Raw genomic sequence first — 11,850 nt, forward strand, 5'->3', positions numbered from 1 at the left:
CTTAAAGAGGTTACTCGCCGCGGTGGAAGAGCACGGAGTAGACGCGCTTAGTTAGCCCGATGGGCAGGGCGCGGTACAGGTTGCGCACGGCGAGGTTCACCAGCGCGCGTGGCCGCGAGATCAGCCCGTATTCGACGAGGTTGGCCTGCATGGTGCGCTCGGCGCGTCGGGTGTCGGCGCTGGCGCGGCGTCGCAGCTGGTCGTCGGTGACGCGGAAGTAGGTCAGTGGCTCGTCGAGGTTGGCCAGGGTGTGGCCGGCGGCGATGAGGCGGGCCCACAGGTCGTAGTCCTCCATGAACGGCACGTGCTGGTAGCCGCCGACGGCGTTGACGGCTTCGGTGCGGAAGGTGACCGCGGGGTGGTTGAGCGGGGAGTTGATTTTCACGTACGCGTTCGGATCCCGCGGCAGTGCGCGGATGGTGCCGCGGTCGCCGGGGGTGTGTTCGAACTCTTCCATGGCGCTGCCGAGTGCGGCCACGTCCGGGTGTGCTTCCAGGTAGGCCAACTGTTTGGCGAAGCGTTCGGGTTTGGCGGCGTCGTCTGAGTCGATGCGTGCGGTGTAGGTGGCGTTGATCGTCGCTAAGCCTGCGTTGAGCGCCCGGCCTAGGCCGACGTTTTCGGGTAGTTCGACCACGCGAGCGCCATGCTTTGCGACGACCCCACGCACCGCCCCAGATACCTCCCCGTCAAAGACCACCACAACCTCGTCGGCCGGGTGGGTTTGGGCGTCGAGGGAGTTCAGCGTGAGTTCGAGTTCGGCGGCGTCGGTGGCGTGGTAGACGCTCATGAGGGCGGAAAGGGTGGGCATTAGGCCTCCTCGGCGGCGTCGATAAGGTAGCGGCCGTAGCCGGATTTGAGCACGGCCTCGCCGAGCGCGCGCAGCTGGGCGGCGTCGATGAAGCCTTCACGGTAGGCGGCGACCTCCGGCGAACCGATGACGGTGCCGGTGCGTTTTTGCAGCACTTCGACGTAGGAGCTGGCCTCGCTCATCGAATCGATCGTGCCGGTATCCAGCCACACATCCCCGCGGTGCAGGCGGTGCACCTTCAGGTCGCCGCGCTTGAGGTAGGCCTCGTTAACCGAGGTGATTTCCAACTCGCCGCGCGCCGAGGGGGTGATGTTCTTGGCGATCTCCACCACGTCGTTGTCGTAGAAGTACAACCCCACGACCGCGAAGTTCGACTTCGGTTGCTGCGGTTTCTCCTCGATGGACAGGGCGGTGCCGTCCGCGTCGAAATCCACCACGCCGTAGCGCTGCGGGTCCGACACCTCGTAGGCGAAGATCGCCCCGCCCTCAATCTCACGCACCTGGCCGAGCGCTTCCAGGATGCCGGCGCCGTCGAAGATGTTGTCGCCAAGCACCAGGGCGACGGCGTCGTCGCCAATGAAATCTTCACCGATCAGAAACGCTTGGGCGAGGCCTTCCGGCTTCGGCTGTTCGGCGTAGTGGAGCATGATGCCGAGGTGGGAGCCGTCGCCAAGCAAACGCTCGAAATTCGCCCGATCCTCCGGCGTCGTGATGATCAGAATCTCCCGAATACCAGCGCTGATCAGGGTGGACAGCGGGTAATAGATCATCGGCTTGTCGTAGATCGGCATCAACTGCTTCGAGATGCCCTGCGTGATCGGGTACAGCCGCGTACCCGATCCGCCCGCCAGAATGGTGCCTTTCATAGACCCGAAGTCTAGTGGGCAGCCAACTTCCCACTAACTTCCCATGTTGGTAAGTAGTTGGGAAGTTGATTGGGAAGCTCTACTTCGTAAGCCGGTACCGCTGTTTCGGGCTTCGAGAAGGCTCAGTGCGTTCAACTCGCCCTTCTTCCATCAGCTGATTCAAAGCCAACTGGATTGCGCTGCGGCTTCTCCCCGTTGCATTTCTTAGTTCAGTGCTTGACCAGGAATGTTGTTCATCGAAAAGTCGGAGAACCTGTTGGTAAGCCGTTTCATGAGTTTCTTCAGCAGCGACTTTCCTCTTATGAAAAGTCACAGAGAAATGCGTGAGAGAATTACTGAAAACAGGAGGCGGCATAAGCGCATCAGCGGTCGCTCGTGTCATCGTCGCGATACCCGTACCTCTATTTTCAGCGACGAGACCCCCGTCATCGAAATGAAGGTCTTCCAAAAAAGTTGCTAGCTGTTGGTTTCTCGTAGAAGACGCACCAGGGGTTCCCAAATTCTCCTTAGTAACACCGCCGTAAAGTCCGCCAGGATTAGATATGACTAGCCTGTCCACGAACATGTCGATCTGTACTGGTGTGCCGAGTGCAGTCGGGGAATAATCGCGATGCATAAGTGCGTTGACGAGTGCCTCGCGAACTGCGATTTGAGGATAGTCCGGTAAATCTCGGCGGAAAACTCCTTCTATAAGACCAGCAGTTCGCATATTTTTCTCAACTAGGCGGACACCTTCGTCTACCAGCTCGGGGATAGGGCCTCTAAGTCGCGCACTATCCAGCAGTCGAATTCCTTCTCCTACCTCGCCTTTTTCGGCACCTGGATAGAGGGCGAAAGTGACTGTCAGTCGTGGATAGAATTCTTGAGGAAAGTCGCCCATTGCTAACAGTGCTGCGAAGGTAGGGGAGTCGCCTTGGAGCACTTGAAGCCGTCGGAGCGCGATGTCTTCCCCGTCCTTAAAGGTCTTCGGACGTGAATTGCGTTGTTGCTGAAGGGTAGGACCGAAGAATATTTTCATCTAAGTCGGTTAAGCGTGCTTCTTCGACGGGAGTGCGATCCCAGCGTGGTTGGTGGCTTTCCTCGCGCAATCGATCCACTTCATACGCGGTAAGGCGATGTTCGCTTTCGCCTAAACGGATATAGCTGCCACCGTAGGGCCCACGTGCGGTGATATAACACGGTTTATCAAACGGAGCCATTTCTTTGAAATGTGCAACGACGACACTGGAACCTTCGAATGGCATGACTTCGACCGTTGGACGGACTGGCGGAGTGAGCTTCTCACAAAATGAATTTAGAGAGTCTTGAGTTTTCCGGGAATCGAAGTTGGGAACCGGGGTGAAACCCGATTCTTCGTCGATTCCAAAAATGATGATTCCGCCGTCTTTGTTAGAAAAAGCACTGAGTGTTTCCAACATGTTTTTGCCGGCGCCGGATTTAACTTCTACGTGCTGCTGTTCAGTACCGATTATGCGGAGTTTGTCTAGCAGCTGAGCAAGATCGACCGGCAACATGCCACCAACTTACCAATCAACTTCCCATGTTGGTAAGTAGTTGGGAAGTTGATTGGTAAGTTGCCTGCGACCTCAGTTAGCGCAGGCTCGGGATCTGGAGCCCCAACTGCGGTGCTAGAGTCGCCGCGATACCGACCACCGCGAGCACGGCGGCGATCACGCCGACCACGATGCCAGCGGTGGAAGAGCCGTCCTCCTTGGCTGGCTGGTTTGCCGGCTTCGTCGGGAACGCAACCGTAGTGTTGCCCTCGCCGAGGCAAGCTTCCTCAGCGTCCGCGTTGGCGTTGAGGAAGACGTTCATTCCCTCGAAGTACTTGCCAGCGGAGGTTTTCTCGAAGGTAGAGTAGAATTTCTCCATCTGTGCCTCGTTGCCAAGGACATCGGTGAGACCAAGCAAGAGAGCTAGCAGGCCGCCAACGAAGTTGCCTTCGATATCGCCCTCTTTCTTCCTCGCTTCGACGTAGTAATTATCCCAGTCTGTTTCCTCGGATTCGGTGCCGCCGGCGAGGTTCTGCCCATAGGCAGCTCGCGCGCGCAGCTGCAGATAAAACTTCGCGGTCGACTCATTCATACCTGCCATACCCAGTCGGTTCAGGTACGAGTCCTTGTTCAGGGCGTCGAATGCTGCGTCGAAGGCATCGACAGTCTTGTGGCCGGTGAGTGGTTGCTTGTTGGCGTCGACGAAGTCATTGCCAACGGGACGAGCGGACGGGTATGCGGCTTCGAGCGACAGGTTGATGTCGCGTGCAAACGTCGAGTCGAGTCGGCTTGCCACGTCCTGTTCCATCGATGTCAGGAAATCCTTCTCCGCCGCAGTGAAGGTCACCTTGCATTTGTTTTGGTCGAGGGGGCCGACCTGTGCTGCCTGCGCAGGCGTGACAGCGGAAAAGGCCACAGCGGTGGCAGTAGCAAGAGCAAGGAAGCGCGACGTTTTCATGGAAATCTCCTGGGAACGGGGTGGGGACTTCCGTAAGTATAAGCGGGATTCACCCCCTCAGTTGGGCTATCGCATGGCGACGTAGAGCGCGAGCGCCGCCCGCCAGTTCGTCGGCGCGAACCCTGTGGCCTTGATCTTGTCCAGCGACAGAGTGGATTCGCGGGGGCGCACGGCGGCGTCGAGGCCGTACTCTTCGGTGGTGACGGGGTGGACGTCGGCGGGGTCGCCGCCCATGGCGATGTAGACGGCCATGGCGATTTCGTCGCGGCCGACGGTGTCGCCGTCGGAGGTGATGTTGTACACGCCGTACTCGGCGCCGGTGCGAAGCAGGTGCGCGATGCCCTTCGCTAAGTCTTCGGCGGAGGTGGGGCGCCCGCGCTGGTCGGAGACCACGTTCGGCGTGGCGCCCTTTTCGGCGAGTTGGGCCATGGTTTCCATGAAGTTGGCGCCGTCGCCGAAGACCCAGGAGGTGCGCACGACGTAGTGTTTGCGGGCGGTTTGGGCGGCGGTGTCGCCGGCGGCTTTGGAGGCTCCGTAGGCGGACAGCGGCGAGGGTACTTCGGCCTCATCGTGGACCTCGACTGTGCCGTCGAAGATGTAGTCGGAGGAGACGTGGACGAAGGTGAGGTCGTGCTCGTCGGCAAGTCTGGCGAGCGCGGCGGGGGCGGCGGCGTTGGTCGCCCAGGCTGCGGCGCGGTCGGTTTCGGCGCCGTTGACGTCGTTGTATGCGGCGCAGTTGACCACGGCCCAGTACTCGGACCAGTCCATCGCGGGTGGCGCGGTGATGTCGAACTTGTCGCGGCCGACGAACACTGCCTCGTCGTCGGACCAGATCGCACGCAGCGCGCGGCCTAACTGCCCGTTGGCGCCGGTGACCAGGATGCGGCGGGGTGGTAGTGGGGTGGCGTCGGCAAGCATGGGGTGTGCTTGGTCGGCGGCGGAGAGTTCGGTGGGTTCGAGCGGCCAGTCGATCTCGCGGTAGGAGCAGTAGGCGCCGCCGGGGCTGTAGCGCTGGTTGACCAGGTAGATGTAGGTGGTGTCGTCCTCCAAAGCCTGGAAGCCGTTGGCTACGCCGCGGGGGACGAACACGGCGGTGTCGGGGCCGATTTCGCAGGTGAACGTTTCGCCGTAGGTTTCGGAGCCGGCGCGCATGTCTACCCACGCGCCGAAGACGCGTCCGGTGGCGACGGAGACCCATTTGTCCCAGGGTTCTGCGTGCATGCCGCGGGTGGTGCCGCGTCGGGCGTTGTAGCTCACGTTTTGTTGCTGCGGTACGAGTGCTTGGCCGGCCCAGTTTTCTTTGAACCAGCCGCGGTTGTCTTTGTGCAGTGTGAGGTCGTGGATTTCAAGTCCTGCGATCATTACTGTCCCCTTTGCGCATATTGCTTCTCGACGACACCCTTACCGTCCTCCCACCACCGACGATTCTCTCGGTACCAGTCGATGGTGTCGCGCAGGCCGGTGTCGAAGTCGTGCTTGGGTGTCCAGCCGAGTTCGGTGCGGAGTTTGGTGGCATCCATGGTGTAGCGCTGGTCGTGGCCGGGCCGGTCGGCGACGTGTTCGTAGGTGCCGCCCATGATTTCGCAGATTGTTTCGATGACCATTTTGTTCGTGATGTGAGCGGAGCGAGCATCACCGGCGCCGATGTTGTACGTTTCGCCGAGCCGGCCGTGCTCGAGGATGGTGAGGACGGCGTCGTTGTGGTCGTCGACATGGATCCAGTCGCGCACCTGGGCGCCGGTGCCGTAGAGCTTCGCGGGTTGGCCGCACAGGATGTTGGTGATCTGGCGGGGGATGAACTTCTCTACGTGCTGGTAGGGGCCGTAGTTGTTGGAGCAGTTCGAAATGGTCGCTTTGATGCCGAAGGAGCGTACCCATGCGCGCACGAGGTGGTCGGAGCCGGCTTTGGTGGCGGAGTAGGGCGACGACGGGTTGTAGGGGGTGGTTTCGGTAAACGCGTCGGTGCCGCCGAGTTCGAGGTCGCCGAAGACTTCGTCGGTGGAGATGTGGTGGAGGCGCTTATCAAATTTGCGCACGGCTTCTAACAGGGTGAAGGTGCCCACCACGTTGGATTGCACGAACGCACTTGGGTCCCGCAGGGAATTGTCGTTGTGGGATTCTGCGGCGAAGTGGATGACGGCGTCGGTGCGGTTGACCAGGTCGTCGATAAGCGATTGCTCGCAAATGTCCCCCTGGACGAACTCGACGCCCTCGGGGACGTTGGCGCGGTTGCCGGCGTAGGTGAGTTTGTCCACCACGACGACGCGGTAGCGCTGCGCCGCCATGCGTGCGAAGTTCGACCCGATGAAACCGGCGCCGCCGGTGACCAGCAAAGATTCCATATCGCGTTACCTTACAAGGCCTGCGAGGTGCACGAGCGCACCGACAACCGGCCCGACGAACAGGGCGACGGTAACCGAGGTGGCCACGCCCCACGGCGCGATGAAGAGGACCGCGAAGGCGATCAGCGTCGCCGCGACCCAGCCTGCCACGTAAAACGCATGCCGCTCCTGTGCGAGCACTGCCACGCCGGTGATCATGAGCATGCCCATAAACGCCGAGGCGAACGTGAGCAGTCCGAGCGTGATGCCGGCGACGAACAGTTCCGGTTTGAACGCGAGGCGCAGGATCCATGGGCCGATGAGCCACGCGGCGGCGAAACCGACCACGCCGAGGGCGAGCACCGCGCCGATGGGGGCGGCCAGCGCCTTGTAAATACGGTCGCGGTGTTCCACGAACCGCACCACCAGCGCCGATTGGAAGCGTTGCAGCGGCACGAGCACGGGTGCGCGAGTGAGCATGACGGCATTCGAGATCGCGGCGACGGTCAGGGAGGTCTGCGGGTCGTCGGGAAACGCGGCGCTGACGGCGGTGGGGAAGCCGGTGATCAGCGCTGCGGAGGCGCCTGAGGCGGTCATGGCGGAGAGGACGCGGCGCACGAACGTGGCGCGGTCCACGTCCAAGGCGACGCGCACCGGGTCGACGGCGAGGATGACCACCCAGCTCAGGGCGCCGATGACGGTGATGATGAGGAACTCGCGAAGCCCACCGCCAAGCAGCAGCGTGAGCACGGCGAGGACCAGGCGCGCGCCGGAGTCCAACGCCACGAGCGCGGCGTAGCGCTCCCACAGTCCCGCACCCGACAGCACGCCGGAGAGCACCGATTGGAACGCGTAGGACAGCAGGCCGAACGCCAGCAGCGCGGTGGCCAGCGTCGGGTCGGAGGGGACGATCGTACCCATGCCGAACAGGCCGAACACCGCCACGAGCGCCAGCGCCACCCCGCCGATGACCGCACCCATGCGCCACGGGTTGGCGTTGCCGTGGGTGCCGTCCTCGCGGGCGGCGGCGACGGCGCGGGTGGTTTCGTGGGTGATGCCGTCCACGATCCCGGCGCACGCGAAGAACAGCCCCCAGTAGGCCAGGAAGTACCGGTAGCCGGTTTCTACGTCCAGCGCCCACCCGGCGACCCAGACGACGACCAGCCCGCTGATGGCGGCGAACACTGTCGCCAGCGAGAGGTGTTTCACGGGCACTCCGGCAGTTCGGCGTGCTGTACCCAGGCGTCCAGAATCCCTGTGACCTGCGCGGCGTCGGCGCCGTTGCGGGCAAAGGCGTCAATGAGCGTTTGCGTATCCACGATCCCGTCCGCGTTCGCAGCCACATAATCGCGCACCGTGTTGAAGAAGACTGGGTCGCCGACGCTTCGTCGTAAAGCATGCAGCGTGATCGCGCCGCGTTTGTACACGCGGTCGTCGAACATGTCGCGCGGGCCCGGATCCGCCAGGGTAAACCGCATGGGGGTGAGTTTGTCGTAGTGGGTGCGCACGGAGTCGTCGATAGGCATCTGTCCTGCGTGATCCGCCCACAGCCACTCGGCGTAGCAGGCGAAACCCTCGTTGAGCCAGATGTCGCGCCAGTGGCCGATGCCGAGCGAATTGCCGAACCATTGGTGCGCCAACTCGTGCGCGATCAGCCGCTGGTTGCGGCGCAGGTGGTTGATGCCGAAGATGGACAAACCGTGCGCCTCGAGCGGGATTTCCAGCGCCTCCTCGTGCACGACTACCTGGTAGTTCTCAAACGGGTATGGCCCGAAGACGGTTTCAAAGTAGTCCAGCATCGCCTGCTGTTTGTTTAGGTCGCCGGGTTGCGCGCCGGGCAGCCACGCGACGACGTTGCGGCCGAGCTCCACGCGTTGGAACTGGCCGACCTGCACCGTGGCCAGGTACGTCGGCATGGGGTGCGCGGTGGTGTTGGTCACGGCGACGTAGTCGCGGTCGGTGCGCACGTTAAACGTGTAGGTCGCCTTCTCGTCGGGGGTGTCGTTGCAGGGGAACCAGGTGGGCGCGCCGTTGGGCTGGTTGGCGGTCAGCGCGCCGTTGTCCAGTTCCTCCCAGCCGAGTTCACCCCACGCGGTGCGTCGCGGGCGGGGGTTGCCACCGTAGCGGATGGTGAGGGTGAATTCGGTGTGGGCCGGGAGGTCGTCGTGAAGCGAGATGCGCAATTTTCCACCCGACTGGCGGAAGCGCTTGATGCCACTGCTTATCGACGACTCCACGCGCCGAACCGCAAGCCCCTCCGCCACATCCAACGTCAGGTGGTGCAGGGCTTCGGTGGTGGTCAGCGTCAACGTTGCGGTGGCGTTGAGCCGGTTGGGTCCGACGATGTAGTCGAAATCCAGGTCGTAATGCGTGACGTGGAACCCACGGTTGGGTTCCACGCCCGTGTAGTTGTCGCTGCGGCGTTTCATCGCCTGCGAAGTCTAGTCCAGCGCGGGCTTACACCCCGAGTGCCGGTGCGATAGTGGTGCGCCAGGCCTTGTCCAGGTCGTCGCGCCAGTACGGCCAGGAGTGGGTGCCCACGTTGCGCAGCTCGAAGTGCGCCGGGATGTTCAACCCGTCGAGCTTTGCCTTGAGGTCGTGGGTGCAGGTGTTGATCGCAGCCTCGATCACTCCGCCTTCTACCTGCAGCGTTGCCGCGCCGATGTGTGCGATCGGGTCCGGTGCGCCGAGGCCGATGAGGTAGCTGACCTGGTCGCTGCGCCCCGCCAGGCCGGTGCCCGCGGAGACGTAGAGCTTCAGGCCGCGCAGTTTCTCGGCGTTGAGCAGGGCGTCGTTCCAGCGGTTGTACGGTCCGCCCATTGGGCCCCACATCATCTCCGGGGTGACGGTTTTGAAGTCCTGGGTGGCCGACGCGCGGTTCACGGTGATGCGGGCGAAGTTGTAGCCGGCTGGCGAGGATGTCGCCGCGCAGCCGGAGAACGACGCCGCCGCCTTGTACATGCCCGGGTTGTGTTGCGGCAGGACGAGCGCCGAGGTGCCCGACATGGAGAACCCGGCGATCGCTCGGTTGTTATTTGCACCGAGGGTGCGCTCAATCGGACCAGGCAGTTCCTTGGTCAGGAACGTCTCCCACTTCTGTGGGCCGTTGAGGTAGCGGGAGCGCACGGTTGGGGCGACCCAGTCGGTGTAGTACGAAAAAGCGCCAGCCTGCGGGATGACCACGTTGACACCCTTGCCGGCGAAGTAGTCCTTGGTGGTGTGCAGGTGGATCCAGTCCTGGTCCTGCTCCGCACCGCCTGCGCCGTTGAGCAGGTAGAGCGTCGGCGCGCCCTGGACGCGCTGGCCGGCTGGGTTGGTGGCGGGGATGACGGCAACCGGGATGTCACGGTTCATCGACGGGGAGAACACGTTGTAGGACAGGACCGTTTTGTGGTCGACCTGCTTCACCCAGGACTGCGGCTTGCCGGTGTGGATGACAGTCGGCGGGTTTGCCGTGGCGTCCCACGCCTTGACCACGCCAACCGGCTGCGCCACCGCGGGAGTCGTACCGCATGCGACGGCGACGGCGGTGAGTGCTGCGAGCGCAGCTTTCTTCAAGGTCTTCATGAGGCGGGTCCCCGTTTCTGTAACGAAAGTGTGTTGCCTGACGACATTCGAAGCGTCATTGTACGGTACATACGTTAAACCTGTGGCTATTGTTACAGATGTTCCACGTTTTGAAAGGAAAGCGACATGAACCCGATCGAATCCGTCCAGCTGCAGATCAACGAGGTCCTCGGCCAGCTCATTCACTTCGGCTCCTCGACGTCCTCCACGATCGCCTACGGCCTGGGCATGTTCTAAAAGCTAGAAAAAGAGGCACCCTGTGGCAGGGTGCCTCTTTTTTGTTGCCTGTTTTTTACAGGCGCGGTTACAGGCCGAGCGCCGACTTGAACACGGTCTCGTAGGAGCGCTTCAGGTCGTCGCGCCACACTGGCCAGGAGTGGGTGCCCACCGGGCGCAGCTCAGCGTGAGCGACCTCCGCACCGTTGGCACGCGCCTTGACCAGGAAGTCGTGGGTGCAGGCGTTCATCGCAGCCTCGATCGCGCCACCTTCGACCAGGAGGGTCGCGGCGTTCGCGGAACCCTTCACAAACGCGTCGGAGGAGTCCAGGCCCGCATCTTCGAGGCGCTTCCGCAACGTGCCCGGCATGTCGGTCTCCGCTGCGAGGCCGGTGCCGGTGGAGATGTACACCTTCGTGTCAGTGCCCGCCAGAGCTGGTGCGTTGACCAGGGCGTCGTAGCGGCGGTTGTAGTCCGAACCCATCGGGCCGAAGATGTACTCAGGCGTCATGACACCCGGTGCAGCACGGTCCACGGTGAGGTTGATGAAGAAGCTCGGCAGCGGACGCGACGTTGCCGGGCAGCCGGAGAACGAGCCGACGGCCTTAAACATGTTCGGGTTGTGCTCAGCGAGCAGCAGCGACGAGGTGGCGGACATAGACATGCCGATCACGCCACGGCGGTTCGGGTCAGCCTTGATGTACGGCTCGATGGTCTGCGGCAGTTCCTTGGCCAGGAACGTCGACCACATCTGCTTGCCCTTGTAAAACACGTTGTTCTCCGTCGGCGGCTCTGCAGCCCAGTCGACGTAGTACGAGAATGCGCCCTCCATCGGGATGACCACGTTCGCGCCCGAGTGACCGTAGACCTCGTGGACTTCTTCGAGTGCCTGGGAAACCCAGTCGGTGTCCTGCTCGGAGCCACCAGCGCCGTTAAGTAGGTAAACCGTCGGGGCGTTCTCGACCGTTTCGCCCTTGTCGTTGGTGGCGTAGAACACCGCGACCGGGATGTCGCGTTCCATCGACTCCGAGTGCACGCGCAGCGCTTCGTTCTTCCACACGTGCTGGTTGTCGGCCAGACGCTTGACCCAGCGCTGGTCCGCGCCGCTCATCGTCTTCGGCACCTCGCCGAGTTCCTTGATTGCCGGGTGCTGCTGCATATCCTCGCCCATCGGGTTCAGCTTCGCCGCATCCTCCGAAAGCACCGTGGCGTCCGCATCCGCGTCAGCGGCTGAGTCGTCCTTCCCGTCCTTCGAGGTGAGGTCCTCGTTGGTCGTGTCCTTGCTGGAGCCCTCCGGCACCAGCTCGGACGTGGTTGGGGTGGGCTCGTTCGAGGTCGACGTTGTCGACGTTTCCGACGTGGTCGACTTCTCAGTCGGCTCGGTCGTCTCCGAGGTGGTGGTCTCGGGCAGTGTTGTATTCACTGTCGACTGGGCAGCGCTGAGGACGGCGGGGGTGTCGTCGTCAAGCGAAGATGCGTAATGGATAACGGGAACGGCACCTGCTGTAACAAGGGCGACAGCGGCTGCGGCGATGGCCGGACGCGTGAGTTTCACGGAACTGTGCTCGCTTTCCTAAAGACTTGGGGAGATCCTCCGCCACATTTTGCCAGACGGGGACGT

Annotated in this window: 9 protein-coding genes and 1 pseudogene; all 10 read right to left on the minus strand. The window is 62.5% G+C overall.

All coding sequences use genetic code 11. From position 1 onward, the window contains the following. Positions 1 to 10 precede the first annotated feature (10 nt). Positions 11 to 808, minus strand: a complete 798-nt coding sequence (locus CCOY_RS01015) for a glycosyltransferase (RefSeq protein ID WP_092101266.1) — start codon at positions 806 to 808, stop codon at positions 11 to 13. After that, complete coding sequence (rfbA, locus tag CCOY_RS01020) at positions 808 to 1,674, minus strand: glucose-1-phosphate thymidylyltransferase RfbA (RefSeq protein ID WP_092101268.1); 867 nt, start codon at positions 1,672 to 1,674, stop codon at positions 808 to 810. Before rfbA ends, CCOY_RS01015 begins: the two co-directional genes overlap by 1 nt. 79 nt (positions 1,675 to 1,753) lie before the next feature. Further along, positions 1,754 to 3,188: pseudogene (locus CCOY_RS01025) on the minus strand (ATP-binding protein). A 76-nt stretch (positions 3,189 to 3,264) separates the two neighbouring features. After that, positions 3,265 to 4,125: a hypothetical protein gene (locus CCOY_RS01030; RefSeq protein ID WP_092101270.1), complete on the minus strand. Its 861-nt coding sequence runs from the start codon at positions 4,123 to 4,125 to the stop codon at positions 3,265 to 3,267. 66 nt (positions 4,126 to 4,191) lie between these two features. After that, the gene (locus tag CCOY_RS01035) at positions 4,192 to 5,487 is read right to left on the minus strand and encodes a sugar nucleotide-binding protein (RefSeq protein ID WP_092101272.1); all 1,296 of its coding nucleotides are present in this window, start codon (positions 5,485 to 5,487) and stop codon (positions 4,192 to 4,194) included. After that, the gene (gene rfbB, locus CCOY_RS01040) at positions 5,487 to 6,467 is read right to left on the minus strand and encodes a dTDP-glucose 4,6-dehydratase (protein WP_092101274.1); all 981 of its coding nucleotides are present in this window, start codon (positions 6,465 to 6,467) and stop codon (positions 5,487 to 5,489) included. Before rfbB ends, CCOY_RS01035 begins: the two co-directional genes overlap by 1 nt. Before the next feature lie 6 nt (positions 6,468 to 6,473). Then, positions 6,474 to 7,655, minus strand: coding sequence for a polysaccharide biosynthesis protein (locus CCOY_RS01045; protein ID WP_092101276.1), 1,182 nt, complete (start codon positions 7,653 to 7,655; stop codon positions 6,474 to 6,476). After that, positions 7,652 to 8,875: a M1 family metallopeptidase gene (locus CCOY_RS01050; RefSeq protein ID WP_092101278.1), complete on the minus strand. Its 1,224-nt coding sequence runs from the start codon at positions 8,873 to 8,875 to the stop codon at positions 7,652 to 7,654. The genes CCOY_RS01045 and CCOY_RS01050 overlap by 4 nt, the downstream gene beginning before the upstream one ends. A 28-nt stretch (positions 8,876 to 8,903) precedes the next feature. Then, on the minus strand, positions 8,904 to 10,013 hold the full coding sequence (locus tag CCOY_RS01055) for an alpha/beta hydrolase (RefSeq protein ID WP_070482945.1): 1,110 nt from the start codon (positions 10,011 to 10,013) through the stop codon (positions 8,904 to 8,906). Between the two features lie 304 nt (positions 10,014 to 10,317). Continuing rightward, positions 10,318 to 11,784, minus strand: coding sequence for an alpha/beta hydrolase (locus tag CCOY_RS01060; protein ID WP_143028446.1), 1,467 nt, complete (start codon positions 11,782 to 11,784; stop codon positions 10,318 to 10,320). Positions 11,785 to 11,850: the final 66 nt, after the last annotated feature.

The organism is Corynebacterium coyleae (assembly GCF_030408635.1).
GTDB lineage: Bacteria > Actinomycetota > Actinomycetes > Mycobacteriales > Mycobacteriaceae > Corynebacterium > Corynebacterium coyleae.